General features: G+C 53.5%; 13 protein-coding genes, 2 tRNA genes and 2 rRNA genes. 2 read left to right on the plus strand and 15 right to left on the minus strand.

Translation table 11 applies throughout. The features are described 5' to 3' along the window. Positions 1-3: 3 nt before the first annotated feature. From ilvD to KWG64_RS21140, 6 genes are all read right to left on the minus strand, one after another. On the minus strand, positions 4-1,854 hold the full coding sequence (gene ilvD, locus KWG64_RS21115; protein WP_195816091.1) for a dihydroxy-acid dehydratase: 1,851 nt from the start codon (positions 1,852-1,854) through the stop codon (positions 4-6). Between the two features lie 193 nt (positions 1,855-2,047). Next, positions 2,048-2,977: a branched-chain amino acid transaminase gene (locus tag KWG64_RS21120; protein WP_101079475.1), complete on the minus strand. Its 930-nt coding sequence runs from the start codon at positions 2,975-2,977 to the stop codon at positions 2,048-2,050. A gap of 16 nt (positions 2,978-2,993) precedes the next feature. Continuing rightward, on the minus strand, positions 2,994-3,257 hold the full coding sequence (gene ilvM, locus KWG64_RS21125; RefSeq protein ID WP_101079476.1) for an acetolactate synthase 2 small subunit: 264 nt from the start codon (positions 3,255-3,257) through the stop codon (positions 2,994-2,996). Then, a complete protein-coding gene (ilvG, locus tag KWG64_RS21130; RefSeq protein WP_218523042.1) occupies positions 3,254-4,900 on the minus strand; it encodes an acetolactate synthase 2 catalytic subunit in 1,647 nt (548 codons plus the stop codon). The genes ilvM and ilvG overlap by 4 nt, the downstream gene beginning before the upstream one ends. Before the next feature lie 148 nt (positions 4,901-5,048). Beyond that, positions 5,049-5,150, minus strand: a complete 102-nt coding sequence (gene ilvL, locus KWG64_RS21135; RefSeq protein ID WP_015699153.1) for an ilv operon leader peptide — start codon at positions 5,148-5,150, stop codon at positions 5,049-5,051. A gap of 132 nt (positions 5,151-5,282) precedes the next feature. Next, positions 5,283-6,521 (minus strand): MFS transporter, encoded by a 1,239-nt coding sequence (locus KWG64_RS21140; RefSeq protein ID WP_101079478.1) that lies wholly within the window; start codon positions 6,519-6,521, stop codon positions 5,283-5,285. A 367-nt stretch (positions 6,522-6,888) separates the two neighbouring features. On the opposite strand from KWG64_RS21140, the gene KWG64_RS21145 reads away from it, so the two are divergent. Then, complete coding sequence (locus KWG64_RS21145) at positions 6,889-8,424, plus strand: YifB family Mg chelatase-like AAA ATPase (RefSeq protein WP_218523043.1); 1,536 nt, start codon at positions 6,889-6,891, stop codon at positions 8,422-8,424. Positions 8,425-8,456: 32 nt separating this feature from the next. On the opposite strand, the gene KWG64_RS21150 is transcribed toward KWG64_RS21145, so the two are convergent. Continuing rightward, a complete protein-coding gene (locus KWG64_RS21150) occupies positions 8,457-8,795 on the minus strand; it encodes a DUF413 domain-containing protein (RefSeq protein WP_095924170.1) in 339 nt (112 codons plus the stop codon). A gap of 118 nt (positions 8,796-8,913) precedes the next feature. Here KWG64_RS21150 and hdfR point away from each other — a divergent pair, with 118 nt between their 5' ends. After that, entirely contained in the window at positions 8,914-9,738 is an 825-nt protein-coding gene (gene hdfR, locus KWG64_RS21155) for an HTH-type transcriptional regulator HdfR (protein WP_152324746.1), read from the plus strand. Between the two features lie 12 nt (positions 9,739-9,750). Here the strand turns inward: hdfR and yjfF are convergent, their stop codons facing one another. From yjfF to KWG64_RS21195, 8 genes are all read right to left on the minus strand, one after another. Further along, complete coding sequence (yjfF, locus tag KWG64_RS21160) at positions 9,751-10,737, minus strand: galactofuranose ABC transporter, permease protein YjfF (protein ID WP_195816094.1); 987 nt, start codon at positions 10,735-10,737, stop codon at positions 9,751-9,753. Then, a complete protein-coding gene (gene ytfT, locus KWG64_RS21165; protein WP_218523044.1) occupies positions 10,737-11,756 on the minus strand; it encodes a galactofuranose ABC transporter, ATP-binding protein YtfT in 1,020 nt (339 codons plus the stop codon). The genes yjfF and ytfT overlap by 1 nt, the downstream gene beginning before the upstream one ends. Positions 11,757-11,766: 10 nt before the next feature. Beyond that, positions 11,767-13,248 (minus strand): galactofuranose ABC transporter, ATP-binding protein YtfR, encoded by a 1,482-nt coding sequence (gene ytfR / locus KWG64_RS21170; protein ID WP_195825768.1) that lies wholly within the window; start codon positions 13,246-13,248, stop codon positions 11,767-11,769. A 111-nt stretch (positions 13,249-13,359) separates the two neighbouring features. Next, a complete protein-coding gene (gene ytfQ / locus KWG64_RS21175; protein ID WP_101079483.1) occupies positions 13,360-14,316 on the minus strand; it encodes a galactofuranose ABC transporter, galactofuranose-binding protein YtfQ in 957 nt (318 codons plus the stop codon). Positions 14,317-14,716: 400 nt separating this feature from the next. Then, positions 14,717-14,792, minus strand: a tRNA-Trp gene (locus tag KWG64_RS21180). A 53-nt stretch (positions 14,793-14,845) separates the two neighbouring features. Then, a tRNA-Asp gene (locus tag KWG64_RS21185) sits at positions 14,846-14,922 on the minus strand. Positions 14,923-15,009: 87 nt separating this feature from the next. Beyond that, positions 15,010-15,125, minus strand: a 5S ribosomal RNA gene (gene rrf, locus KWG64_RS21190). A 123-nt stretch (positions 15,126-15,248) separates the two neighbouring features. Next, positions 15,249-15,371 (minus strand): 23S ribosomal RNA (locus KWG64_RS21195); the annotation flags it as partial.

Consider the following 15,371-nt stretch of genomic DNA (forward strand, 5'->3'; position numbering starts at 1 on the left):
CCCTTAGCCTCCCAGCTTAGACTTGTCGCGGACAGCGCCTTTGTCAGCACTGGTCGCCAGCATTGCGTAAGCCCGCAGCGCATAAGACACCACACGTTCACGGTTTTTCGGCGTCCAGGCTTTGTCGCCGCGCGCCAGTTCGGCTTCATGACGAGCTGCCAGTTCGGCCGCAGGAACGTCGAGCACCATGCTGCGGTTAGGGATGTCGATGTCGATCATGTCGCCATCTTCCACCAGCGCAATCAGACCGCCGCTGCCGGCTTCCGGAGAGACGTGGCCGATAGACAGACCTGAAGTCCCGCCGGAGAAACGACCGTCGGTGATCAGCGCGCACTCTTTGCCCAGCCCCATGGATTTCAGGTAAGTGGTCGGATACAGCATTTCCTGCATGCCCGGCCCGCCTTTTGGCCCTTCGTAGCGGATCACCACGACATCACCGGAAACCACTTTGCCACCGAGGATCGCAGCGACTGCGTCATCCTGGCTTTCGTAGACTTTGGCCGGGCCACGGAACACCAGGTTGGATTTATCCACGCCCGCGGTTTTAACGATGCTGCCCGCTTCCGCGATGTTGCCGTAAAGCACGGCCAGACCGCCGTCTTTGCTGAAGGCGTTCTCCAGTGAACGGATACAACCGTCGGCGCGGTCATCATCGAGCGTATCCCAGCGGCAATCCTGTGAGAAAGCCTGCGTGGTACGGATACCCGCCGGGCCTGCGCGGAACATTTTTTTCACGGCTTCATCCTGAGTCAGCATGATGTCGTATTTATCCAGCGTCTGGCTCAGGTTCAGGTTCAGGATGTTTTTCACATCGCGGTTCAGCAGGTTCGCGCGGTCCAATTCGCCCAGAATCGCCAGTACGCCACCGGCGCGGTGAACGTCTTCCATGTGATATTTCTGGGTGCTCGGCGCAACTTTACACAGGTGCGGAACCTTGCGTGACAGACGGTCGATGTCGGTCATATCGAAATCAATGCCGCCTTCCTGCGCGGCAGCGAGCAGGTGAAGAACGGTGTTCGTGGAACCGCCCATGGCGATATCCAGCGTCATGGCATTTTCGAATGCGGCTTTGCTGGCGATGCTGCGCGGCAATGCGCTTTCATCGTCCTGCTCGTAATAACGTTTGGTCAGTTCAACGATGCGACGACCGGCGTTCAGGAACAGGTCTTTACGATCAGCATGAGTTGCCAGTAATGAACCGTTGCCTGGCTGAGACAGGCCCAGCGCTTCGGTCAGACAGTTCATGGAGTTGGCGGTAAACATCCCGGAACAGGAACCGCACGTCGGGCAGGCAGAACGTTCGATTTGTTCGCTGTCGGCGTCGCTGACGTTCGGGTTTGCGCCCTGAATCATCGCATCGACCAGATCGAGTTTGATGATTTTGTCGGACAGCTTGGTTTTACCGGCTTCCATCGGGCCACCGGAAACGAAGATCACCGGAATATTCAGGCGAAGGGACGCCATTAACATCCCCGGGGTGATTTTGTCGCAGTTGGAAATACACACCATGGCGTCGGCGCAGTGCGCGTTCACCATGTATTCCACGGAGTCTGCAATCAGCTCGCGTGAAGGCAGTGAATACAGCATGCCGCCATGCCCCATGGCGATCCCGTCATCCACGGCAATGGTGTTGAACTCTTTGGCAACGCCGCCGGAAGCTTCGATTTGCTCGGCAACCAGTTTACCCAGATCACGCAAATGCACGTGGCCCGGAACGAACTGGGTAAAGGAGTTCACAACGGCAATAATTGGCTTACCGAAATCATCGTCGGTCATGCCGGTGGCACGCCATAAAGCGCGGGCGCCAGCCATGTTGCGGCCATGAGTCGTGGTGTGGGAACGGTACTTAGGCATGCTCTATTCACTCCAAATCATTTCTGTTTAGCGGACGGCGCAACCGTCGCCCGCTGAATTTCTTCTATACCCTAAATCATTCAGGTTGCATCAAGGCGGCAACTGAATGAATCCCCGGGAGCTTACTCAGGTAAGTGACCGGGGTGAATAAAGGCAGCCAACGCGGAGGCGGCCTGAAGGATGACGGGTAAGATTACTGCGGGTTGATTGGATCCAGCCAACCCCATTTGTCTTCGGTTTTACCGGTGAACAGACCGAAGAACGCATCCTGAATTTGTTTGGTGACCGGACCGCGTTTGCCGATGCCGACCTGAATGCCGTCAACGCTGCGAACTGGCGTGATTTCGGCGGCAGTACCGGACATGAAGACTTCGTCAGCCAGGTACAGAGATTCGCGGGAAAGAACCTGCTCGCGAACTTCCAGACCCATGTCTTTCGCCAGTTTAATAATCGCGTCACGGGTGATGCCCGGCAGCGCAGAAGAGGTGAACGGAGGCGTGAACAGAATGCCGTCCTTCACTTCGAACAGGTTTTCGCCTGCACCTTCAGAAACGTAACCGTGAACGTCCAGCGCGATACCTTCCTGATAACCGTGGCGGCGTGCTTCGCTGCCCACCAGCAGAGAAGACAGGTAGTTACCCCCGGCTTTCGCCGCGGTCGGGATGGTGTTAGCTGCTACACGGTTCCATGAAGAAACCATTGCGTCGATCCCCTGCTCGAGCGCTTCTTCGCCCAGATAGGCGCCCCAAGGGAAAGCGGCAATGATCACGTCAGTTTTGTAGCCATCCGGCGGGTTTACGCCCATACCCACATCGCCAACGAAGACCAGCGGACGAATATACGCGCTGACCAGATTGTTTTTGCGCAGGGTTTCGCGGCAGGCTTCCATCAGTTCATCAACGCTTTGGGAAACCGGCATACGGTAGATTTTTGCGGAATCGCGCAGACGCTGCATATGTTCACGGTGACGGAATACGACAGGGCCTTTGTGGGAGTCGTAGCAACGCACGCCTTCGAATACGGAGGTGCCGTAATGCAATGCATGGGACATTACGTGTACTTTCGCTTCTGCCCACGGAACCATCTCGCCATTGAACCAAATGTAATCAGCTTTCTTCGTCATTCTCTCGTTCCTTTACTCACGCATTCGCGCGTATTTGTTGTGATGTATGTTGCTGGATCTCGACACAGGCGACATCCATAAGTTTGCTTAACTGTGAAGACAGTAAATCTACCGGCCGCTGGCTGGCAACGGTCAATTCGATATTTATATTTTCCGCATTGACCATCGGGGTCATGTTCATTGCGCACACCTGAAAACCACGGTGGCGAACAACGCGTAATACGCGTTCTAACATTTCCGGGCGGAAACGGGCCTGGATTGAGACGTTATGCTGCATCATGACATTTTCTCCAACATGGTTTCGTTGCCTGCGCCCGGTGGAACCAGTGGCCAGACATTCTCGTTTTCGTCGATGGAAACCTGGAGCAAATACGGGCCTTCGCTATTGAAGAACGCGTCCAGAGCGGCATCGACTTGGTCTTTACGGTGGATGCGCTGGCCGGGGATATTGAATGCGCTGGCCAGCGTCACAAAATCGGGGTTATCAGAGAGGTTGGTTTCACTAAAGCGTCCGTCGAAAAACAATTCCTGCCACTGCCGGACCATCCCTAACCGCTGGTTATCCAGCAGCAGGATTTTGACGGGCAGCTGTTTTCGCTTGATGGTGCCCAGCTCCTGAACGTTCATCATGAAAGAACCGTCGCCGGAAACGCAGATCACCATGTCATCCGGTCGGGCAACCTGCGCGCCAACGGCAGCAGGAACACCGAAGCCCATCGTGCCCAGACCGCTGGATGTAATGAAGTTTTCCGGGCGGGTGAACTGCATGTGCTGCGCGGTCCACATCTGGTGCTGGCCGACATCGGTGGTAACAACGGTATTGGCAGATTTGCGATCGGAGATTTGTTTCAGCAGCAGCGGTGCGTAAATGGCTTCGCCCGGATGGTCATAACGCCATTCGCCCTGCGCTTTCAGGGTCATCACTTCATCGCGCCAGGCATTGATGTTCAGCGGCTGTCGCAGCGCCGGTAACAACGCATTCAGATCCCCCTGCAACGCGACGTGCGCCTGACGTAATTTGTTCAGTTCCGCCGGGTCGATGTCCATGTGGATAACGGCGGCATTCGGCGCGAAGGTATTCAGTTTGCCGGTCACACGGTCATCAAAACGCGCCCCGACGGCAATCAGTAAGTCACAGGACTGAACGGCCAGATTCGCGGCTTTCGTGCCGTGCATCCCCAGCATCCCCAGATAACACGGGTCGCTGGCATCCGGCGCGCCCAGGCCTTTCAGCGTGGCAACCGCAGGAATACCGGTCGCCGAGATAAATTCACGTAATGCCGGAACCGCCTGAGCGATGCCAACGCCGCCGCCCACGTACAGCATCGGTTTTTGCGCTACGGCAATCATCGTGCTGGCTTGTTTCAGTTCAGCAGCCGGATGGGGGAAAGTTTCTTCGACCGCGACCAGATGCGGCGGTAATTCGCCAACCGCTAACTGGATATCTTTCGGGATGTCGATCAGAACCGGGCCCGGACGCCCTGAGCTGGCGATGGCAAACGCTTCAGCCATGATTTCCGGCAGCGCTTCCAGAGATTCCACCAGGAAGCTGTGTTTGGTACAGGCCAGAGATAATCCTAAAACGTCGATTTCCTGGAAGGCGTCGGTGCCGATAAACGCGGAACCGACCTGACCGGTGATAGCCACCAGCGGAACGGAATCGAGCAGCGCGTCAGCCAGGCCGGTGATCAGGTTGGTGGCACCAGGCCCGGAAGTGGCGATACAAACACCGACTTTTCCGGTAGAACGGGCATAGCCGATGGCGGCCATTGCGGCACCTTGCTCATGCCGGCACAACAGGTGTTCCACGCCGCCGTCATACAGTGCATCGTATACCGGCATGATTGCCCCGCCAGGATAACCAAATACTGTATTTACACCCTGCGCACGCAACGCTTGTACTACCCACTGTGCTCCGTTCATCTTTATTCTCCTGCCTTTTTGCGACAAGTGCAGAATATTATGCTGTTGCTCATTTTCCGACCCCACTTCACTGTTCTCTGAAATACCTGACCCCAAAAAAAAACCCCGGACCTTTCGGTGCGGGGTTTCTTTTCAGGTTCAGGCTTGTTTAATAAGCCTTTCTTCGTCCAAGTGCAGCCCCGCACGGTGGGATAATAATCACCACCACGCTAATCACGACTAGGCTAACTACGAGGAGAAGGGCTTTCATTTTTTGGTTTCTATAATTCATCTTGCGAACGATTGCCTACAGAGTTATCACAGTAATGCATTTAATGACAACACTTTTCTTGCGTTATTATTTGCGACGCGCTGCACAATCCGGCAAAAATAATCTGAAAAATCAAACCTTAGCAGGCTGATCTGTTCTCTGATTATTTATTGCTCCCGTTATCGCTTTTCCGCGTGTATCCCGCCCGAATGCAACCAGTACAGAAATCACGATCGCCACCGTCCCGGCGACAATCGCCATCGCCAGCCCGTAGTTATGTCCGTGACTTTCGGCAATGCCTGCCTGCAATGTCGCATTGACCGACGCCAGCAAATTCCCGAGCTGATAAACAAAACCGGGCAATACGGCGCGGGTGTTCGCAGGCACCAGCTCAGTGAGATAAGACGGCACCACGCCCCACGCGCCCTGCACCATAAACTGCATCAGGAAAGCGCCAAGACCGATGGTCCAGGTTCCGCTGGAAAATGCCCACAGCGGGATCACCGGCAATGACAGTAAGGCCGCGATAATAATGGCTTTTTTACGACCAATCTTCTCTGAAAGCGTACCGAAGAAGATACCGCCGATGATCGATGCAATGGTGTAACCGATAGCAATCAAACTGACCGTATGCGCATCAAAACCGTGCTGAACTTTCAGGAATGACGGGTAGAGATCCTGCGTTCCGTGGCTGAAGAAATTGAAGGCCGCCATCAGCACGACCAGATAAACACAAAGTTTCCAGTGAGATTTGAGCACCGGCAGCAGCGCAGTGCTTTCCTTGCGTTCACGGGCAGCAAGCCAGACCGGCGATTCCTGCACCTTGAACCAGATGAAAGGCAGCAGGAAGATCGGCACCGCACCGATGACAAACATTCCACGCCAGCCAACCATCTCCGAAAACAGCCCGTAAACCACCGCAGCCAGCAGATACCCGAATGGATAACCGGCCTGAAAAATACCGGACATCATGCCGCGCGAACGGTCAGGAATAGTTTCCATCGCCAGTGAAGAAGCCACGCCCCACACACCGCCCATCGCCACACCATAAATCACGCGCAGGATGAGGAAAACGGTCAGGGACGGCGCAGCGGCCGTGCAGAGTTCAAAAACGGAAAAGCAGGCAATATTCACCATCAGCACCGGTTTACGCCCGTATTTTTCAGCGGCCCGCCCGAATACCAGCGCGCCGATGGGCCGCACCGCCAGTGTCAGCAAAATCGCCAGCGTGACTTCTTTGATATCGACATGAAAAGCTGTCGCTATATCACTGAGAAGAAAGACTAAAATGAAGAAATCGAAAGCATCGAGCGTCCAGCTTAAAAAGCTGGCGATGGCAACATTACGCTGCCGGGAGGTCCAACCAAACATGGGTTTATCCCTATTCCGGAATAGCTGTAGGCAGTGCTCTCACTGAACTGTTCCGGAAAATCCTCAGCGAGGCAGAGAGATGTTAATCAATGATTGATATTTGTTTCTTTATTGTTAAATACATAAAGATTAAACACCTCTGCCTCTATAAACAGCAACTTAATTAGCCCGCTAATTTGTTTCCGAAGACCTCAATTTGTTAATGAGTATTACCGCGAGTGCGGCGCACTACGCACTGCCGCAATGCAACCTGATGAACCCGCGAGTCTTTTTACGTGACGCTGCGCATTTGGCAGATCTTCTTCCCAAAATCGTTACCGACTGCGGCATGCTGCCTTTCAGGAAAATTCACAGCCAAGGAAGAAGCATGTCATTAGCCGTGGTGTATACCCGCGCATCACTGGGTGTTCAGGCTCCCGGTGTCTCCGTTGAAGTGCATATCAGTAATGGCTTACCGGCCCTGACGCTGGTCGGCCTGCCCGAAACCACCGTCAAAGAGGCCAGAGACCGAGTCCGCAGCGCCATCATCAACTGTGGTTTCAGTTTTCCGCCCAAGCGCATTACGGTGAATCTCGCCCCTGCCGACTTGCCCAAAGAAGGTGGCCGGTATGATTTATCTATCGCGCTGGCGATTCTGGTGGCCTCTGAACAGCTTAAAGGCGACAGACTGGAGAAGTATGAGTTTCTGGGTGAACTGGGACTGTCGGGTGCTTTGCGCAGCGTTAACGGCGCAATTCCTGCTGCGCTCGAAGCACAGAAAGAAGGCCGGATATTAATTTTGCCGCAAGCCAATCAGTCCGAAATGACGCTGCTTGACCCCGGCGTCGCCAATATTGCCGGACATCTGCTACAGGTTTGCGCTTTTTTGCAGGGCGAGGACAGCCTGCCGGCGATTGAATATCCGCCCGTTACGCCGGAACCGGCCTGCCAGCCTGACATCGCCGATATCATTGGTCAGGAACAGTCAAAACGTGCGCTGGAGGTCGCCGCCGCCGGAGGCCATAACTTATTGCTAATCGGGCCGCCGGGCACTGGGAAAACCATGCTGGCGAGCCGTTTACCCGGATTACTTCCCCCGCTCAGCAACGAAGAAAAACTCGAAACCGCCGCTATCGCCAGCCTGGTGTATAACCCGGAAGATGACGGTGAGTTTTCGCGAGTACGGCCTTTCAGGGCGCCGCATCACAGTACGTCAATCAGCGCGCTGGTCGGCGGGGGTTCTCTGCCCAAGCCGGGAGAAATTTCACTGGCTCACAATGGCGTCCTGTTTCTGGACGAGCTTCCGGAATTCCAGCGTCAGGTGCTGGATGCTTTGCGCCAGCCGATGGAATCAGGCGAAATTACGATTTCCCGGGCGCGGGCAAAAGTCCGTTATCCGGCCAGAGCCCAGCTGATTGCAGCGATGAATCCCAGCCCGACCGGACACTATCAGGGGATCCACAACCGTACGCCTCCACAGCAGGTTTTACGCTATCTGGGCAGGCTTTCCGGCCCTTTCCTGGATCGGTTTGATTTATCGATTGAAGTGCCGCTGTTGCCGCCCGGAATTTTGAGCCAGCAAAACCATACGCCGACAGCGCGGGAAAGCAGTGCGCAGGTTCGGGAACGGGTATTAGCCGCACGGGAGGTTCAGCTGAAACGCGCGGGGAAAATCAATGCGCGGCTGAACAGCAGCGAAGTCGAAATTTACTGCGTTTTAAAAAAAGCGGATGCGGAATTTCTGGAAGAGGTCCTGCATAAACTGGGATTGTCAGTGAGGGCGTGGCACCGGATCCTGAAAGTTGCGCGAACATTAGCCGATTTAGGAGGAGAAGAATCGATTGAACGAAAACATATTTCAGAGGCGCTGAGCTATCGCACCATGGATAGGCTATTGTTAACTTTACATAAGAATCTGGCATAAAAAAACGGGGCATCGCCCCGTTTCATTAGTCGTCAGTCGTCGCTTTCCGTATAGTCTTCTACAGCGTCAGCCTGCGGTTTGCCGCCGGACAGCGTGTGGAATTTCTTCGGACGACGGGTGCGGACAATATATTTGTTCCACACTTTTTCTGCATCTGTCACAGGTTCGCGCGTACCACGGCAAACCTCCAGGAACAGCTTTTCTTCGTCGGTAACGGGCTCACGTTTCCCCAGATCCAGCTCATTAAAAGCGAAGCCGTAACGTTCTAGCATTTGCGCTTCTTTAATGGTGAAATCGCCATGCCGGGAGAACCCGCGAGGGTAATGTTTATTATCAAAAAAACGATTTGTCGTGGTGAAGCTTTCCGCCATCTGACACGCTCCTAATTCTCTCATGGTCGTGCTGTTATGGCGCGGAGTATTAGTTAGGCTTGACATTGTGTAAAACAAAACATTTAAATCTTAACGACAAAAATTATTGGAGATAGTTTTGGACACGGAATTACTGAAAACCTTTTTGGAGGTCAGTAGAACTCGCCACTTTGGTCGGGCGGCGGAATCCCTTTATCTGACGCAATCGGCTGTCAGCTTTCGTATCCGGCAACTGGAAACCCAACTTGGCGCCAATTTGTTCACGCGGCATCGCAATAACATCCGCTTAACGCCCGCAGGAGAACGCCTGCTGCCCTATGCCGAGAATCTGATGTCTACGTGGCAAATGGCGAAAAAAGAGGTTGTACGCTCGTTACAGCACACAGAATTGTCGATTGGCGCTACGGCATCGCTTTGGGAAGCCTATCTGACACCCTGGATGCAGTCGCTTTACACCCAACGTGACACGCTGAGACTTGAGGCGCGCATCGCTTTACGCCAGTCTCTGGTCAAACAACTGCATGAAAGACAACTGGATTTACTGATCACCACTGAGCCACCCAAGATGGATGAGCTGTCGAGCCAGTTGCTGGGTAATTTCTCGTTACGACTTTTTTCGTCGAAGAAAACGGTCAGAGGGGAACAAACGCCTTACGTGAAACTGGAATGGGGCGCAGATTTTCCGCAGCAGGAAAAGCTGCAAAACAGCGATCAGGAACCGGTGCTGACCACAACGTCTGCGCAACTTACCCGTCAGTTGCTGGAAAATACCGGTGGCTGCGCTTTCCTGCCAGCGCACTGGGCGAAAGAATATCCGCAACTCGCCGCGCACGAAGATGTTCCGCCGGTGATCCGCCCGTTGTACGCTGTCTGGCTGCAAAACAGCGATCAGCAGGTTCTGATCCGTCAGTTACTCAAAACACCGCTGATCACTAACTTCTGACACCGTCCTGGCTCAGGACGGCTCTGGTCGCGGATGGCGCGCCCTTCTGGCAGTCCAGAAGGTGCCCATGCCTTTTTGCAGTCCGATAAAGATAAACAGTAAAACGCCCATGACGATTTTCGTCCACCATGAACTGAGCGTGCCATCAAACGTGATGTAAGTCTGGATAAGCCCCTGAATTAAGACGCCGAACAAACTTCCCAGCACCGTTCCCACGCCGCCGCTCAAGAGTGTGCCGCCAATAACGACAGACGCAATCGCATCAAGCTCAACGCCGCTGGCCGCCAGCGCATACCCCGCTGACGTATAGAGCGAGAAGATGATCCCCGATAACACCGCCAGCGTACTCGACAGCATGTAGATATAAATCGTTGTGCGTCTGACGGGAACGCCCATCAGCGCCGCAGATACATTGCTGCCGCCCACGGCATAGACGTTGTTACCGAAACGCGTACGGTGAGCCAGAATGATGCCGCCAAAGACCACCAGCAGCATTACCAGTGCCAGCAACGTGAAACGGCCACCGCCCGGCATTTTCCACGCATAGTTGGCGAGAAAATCATAAACGGGATGATTAATCGGCAGAGATTCTTCAGAGACGATAAAGCTCATACCGCGCACGAAAAACATCCCCGCCAGGGTGATGATAAAGGCCGGGAGTTTCAGTGTGTCGATGATCCAGCCCATCAGCGCCCCGAACATGGCCCCCATTAGCAGGACAATCACAAATGCATAACCCGGCGCGACGCCGTAATCTCCAATCAGTTTTGCCAGCAATACTCCGGTAAACGCAATAACAGAACCGACAGACAGATCGATCCCACCCGAGAGAATCACAAATGTCATACCGACGGCCACGATGCCGAGAAACGCGTTATCCGTCAGTAAATCAAAGAACACGCGCGTCGATGCAAACCCGGGGAATTGCGTGAAGCAGTAAGCGTATCCGGCAAGAAAAACCACTATCGTAATCAGTAAGGGCAAATTTCTTTTAAGCATTATCCCTTCCTCCGGAACAGATTACTGAAGGAAACGCGCGGTGATTGCACAACCAGCACGGCCAGAACAACCAGCGCTTTCAGAACCAGGTTGAATTCCGGTTTGAAGCCGGATAACAGAATGCCCGTATTCATCCCCTGAATAATCAGTGCGCCGATAACGGAAAGCAGAAGATTAAAACGCCCGCCAAGCAGCGAACCGCCGCCGATGACGACGGCCAGAATAGCGTCGAGCTCCAGCCATAATCCGGCGTTGTTGGCATCAGCACCGCGGATATCCGCCGTGACAATGACGCCCGCGACTGCAGCGCATATCCCGCAAATAACGTAGGTGGAAATGAGCACCAGCCGCGTATTCACACCGGCGTTATAAGCAGAGCGGATATTGATGCCAACAGACTCGATAAAGAGCCCGAGCGCGGTTTTACGCGTAAGCCCCCAGACCAGTATCAGCATGACGGCAGCAATAATCACCGGCATCGGCAGGTAAAACAACGAACCGCTGCCGAACTGAGAAAGACCGTTGTGCTCGAAAGTGACAATCTGACCTTCCGTAATTAACTGTGCGATACCGCGCCCGGCTACCATGAGCATCAGCGTGGCAACAATGGGCTGAATCTGCAAAACGGCGACCAGAAAACCGTTCCAAAGACCGCAGACTGCGCCGACGCCTACCGACGCCAGCAACACCACCATCAGCGGATACCCCTGAACCGTCATCGTTGCCGCCGTCGCACCGGCAATCGCCATCACCGCGCCGACAGAAAGATCGATACCGCCCGTGGCGATAACCAGCGTCATACCGAGAGCCAGCAGAGCCACCGGCGCGCCGCGGTTAAAGATATCAACCAGGCTGCCAAACAGGCGGCCATCCTGAATATGAATAGAGAAAAAGCCCGGTGCGACCAGGCTGTCGATCAGTAATATTGCGACAAAAGCGCCGATCTGCGTGGCGCCTTTGGGAAATACCCATCTCACTTTGCGTGGTCTTCCTGTCATCGGCAGACTCCTGTTACTCATCGGTATCTCCTCATTGAGCCGCGATGGCTTTCATAATGGCTGGCACGGAGATCTCGGCCTGCTCAATTTCAGCAACATGACGACGGTCGCGCAGCACCACGATACGGTCGGCATAACCCGCCAGCTCTTCCAGTTCAGACGAAATGACCAGCAGCGCCAACCCTTCATCGCAAAGCTTTTCAATCAGGCGAATAATTTCCGCATGCGCACCGACGTCAATCCCGCGAGTGGGTTCATCGAGAATAAGAAAGCGGGGATTGGTCGCAAGCCAACGGGAAAGCAGGACTTTTTGCTGATTGCCGCCAGAAAGGTACTGAATTTCCTGCTCAGTGCCGGGCGTGCGGATACCCAGAAGTTTGATAAACTTTTCGGCAATCTGATGCTGTTCTTTCATCGGTAAAGGACGCAGCCAGCCACGCTGGGCCTGCAACGCCAGAATGATATTTTCGCGAACCGTTGCCGCACCTATAATCCCGTCGGTTTTACGATCTTCAGGGCAATAGCCAAACCCGAGCTTCGCCGCTTTTCGTGGCGTATTGATCGTTTCCGCATGACCATCGACCTGCGCATTACCGCTGTCATGGCCTTTAATGCCAAATATCAGCTGGGCGGTTTCCGTGCGGCCAGAACCCAGTAGCCCGGCCAGTCCGACGATTTCTCCACGACGAACTTTCAGATCGAAATGTTCAACCACGCCACGACGACCATAATCTTTGAAATCAACTAATGGCTCCCCTGTGACATTCCGGTGCTCGGTGCGTTTAAGCAGGCTTTCGTCAAAACTGTGCCCCAGCATCATCGGAACCAGCTCAATGCGCGGCAGATCGGCGGTACGCTCCGAGCCGACGCGTTTGCCATTACGCAAAACGGTAATGCGGTCGCTGATACGATAAACCTGGTCGAGAAAATGAGTCACAAAGATCATCCCGACGCCTTTGTTGCGCAGCTGCACAAGAATATCCAGCAACATGCTGACTTCTCTGGCATCCAGGCTGGCGGTCGGTTCATCGAGGATGAGAACCTGAGCGGAAAGGTCTACGGCACGGGCAATGGCCACTATCTGCTGTATGGCAATGGAATATGTGGAAAGTGGCTGGCTGACATCCAGGTGTAATCCGTAGCCTTCGAGAAGCGCTTCAGCCTGCTGTTCCATTTTGCGCTGATTCACCAGCCCGAAACGGGTAGGTTCACGTCCGATAAACAGATTAGCGGCTACGGAGATATTCGGCAGAAGGTTTACTTCCTGATAGACCGTCCCAATCCCCAGAGACTGTGCGTCTGCGGTATTTACTGGTTCGATGGATTTCCCATTGAGAAAAACCTGACCTGCGGAGCGTTTATATACGCCGGTCAGCGCTTTAATCATTGTGGATTTACCGGCACCATTTTCCCCCAAAAGTGCAACGATTTCGCCACGTTCGAGGGTGAAGTCGACATTTTCAAGCGCCTTTACGCCCGGGAATTCAACTGACAAGCCGCGCACTTCAAGCAGCGATATTGAATCTGGATTATCCGTCACGTCACTACTCCTGCTGCATTCGCCAGCGGCGAAAAGGGAATAATTTTTACCGGCTTACCCATGAGACAAGCCGGTAAAATCGGCTTAATAACCCATGTCTTTTTTCATGTCGTATTCTTTCTGAGCCATATCAGGCAGGATTAAAGCGGACTGAGTCTGGATGAATTTCTTAGGCTGAGTACCGTCCTTTTTCATTGCGATCAGCGCATCAAATGCCGGACCAGCCATGTTTGGTGTCAGCTCGACAGACGCATTCGCTTCGCCAGCCAGCATGGCTTTGTAGATATCCGGAACACCATCAATTGAAACGATTTTGATCTGCGAACCTGGTTTCAGACCGGCTTCTTTAATTGCCTGAATGGCACCGATTGCCATGTCATCGTTATGTGCGTAAACAGCGCAGATATTTTTGCCGTTTTGTTCGGCCTTGATGAAGCTTTCCATGACTTCCTTCCCTTTGCTGCGGGTGAAGTCGCCGGATTGTGAACGGATAATTTTGACATTAGGCGCGGCTTTCAGCGCATCGGCAAAACCTTGTTTACGGTTTAAAGCAACGCTGGCACCGACGGTTCCCTGCAATTCCACGACGTTACAAGGTTTACCCGCGACTTCTTTAACCAGCCAGTCACCGGCCACTTTACCTTCGTAAACGCTGTCGGAAGCGACAGCAGCGGTGTAAAGCGTCGGATCACTGACTTCGATAGTGCGGTCCAGCAGGAATACCGGGATCTTGGCTTCTTTGGCTTCAGTCAGAACAGGAGCCCAACCGGTTGCGACGACAGGCGCGATGAAGATCGCATCAACACCTTGTGCAATAAAGGAACGTATCGCTTTGATTTGGTTCTCTTGTTTTTGCTGGGCATCCGCAATTTTCAGTGTTATGCCGCGCTTTTCAGCCTCTGATTTCGATACTTTAGTTTCAGCAGAACGCCACCCAGACTCAGAACCGATCTGCGAAAAACCCACAACCAGCGGAGCTGCCTGCGCCGCCCCACAAAGTGCTGTTGCAACTGCTGCTGCCACTAATAAGCGTTTGTACATGTCTTTTTCCTCGCGTGTAGTCTGAGCTACTTTTTGTTATGACTCGTTGGGTACGGCCAGGATGTTCATCCGACATATGCATTCCTCCCTCGCGATTAAAACGCCATAAAAGGGGGGAATGCCATATGCCAGAGTCGGGCAATCGTCATCGGACGATGATTAGGTTTAGTACACTGGAAAAATGGGAGCATGAGCGGTGTCACATACGGGGATAACAATCATTTAGTGCATGTATTTAGCCAAAACATGACAAAAAACAACCAGAAAACGGGGAGGATTTGAGCGTTATTGGTGCAAAAGTTTAGCAAAAGGAGGATTAAATCAGAGTTATGTGGGCAACGGGGAAAGTGAGAGAGGCATATAACAAAAAAGCCCCTCGCTTTCGCGAAGGGCTTTAACATGGCAGGGGCGGAGAGACTCGAACTCGCGACACCCGGTTTTGGAGACCGGTGCTCTACCAACTGAGCTACGCCCCTATATTACGCTTACTATTATGCCTGCTAATTTAGCAGGCATAATATTTAATAATTGGCGGAACGGACGGGGCTCGAACCCGCGACCCCCTGCGTGACAGGCAGGTATTCTAACCAACTGAACTACCGCTCCACCGGTTCTTTCACTTACATCAGAAATCGTCTGATACAAGTTTGTTCCTGTTATTTTCCTTGTCAGGGGAAAAGGAACTAATTTGATGCCTGGCAGTTCCCTACTCTCGCATGGGGAGACCCCACACTACCATCGGCGCTACGGCGTTTCACTTCTGAGTTCGGCATGGGGTCAGGTGGGACCACCGCGCTACTGCCGCCAGGCAAATTCTGTTTCATTCATAACGCTCACCCTACCTCAGGCTTGCACTACGAACCAATCTCGGAACAATCAGCTGAAAAATCTAGGTCTATCACAGAGCCAATACAAAACACCTTTGGTGTTGTAAGGTTAAGCCTCTCGGGTCATTAGTACTGGTTAGCTCAATGCATCGCTGCACTTACACACCCAGCCTATCAACGTCTTAGTCTTAAACGTCCCTTCAGGTGGCTTAAAGCCACAGGGAAGAC

It is taken from the genome of Rahnella sp. PD12R (assembly GCF_019200965.1).
Lineage (GTDB): Bacteria > Pseudomonadota > Gammaproteobacteria > Enterobacterales > Enterobacteriaceae > Rahnella > Rahnella laticis.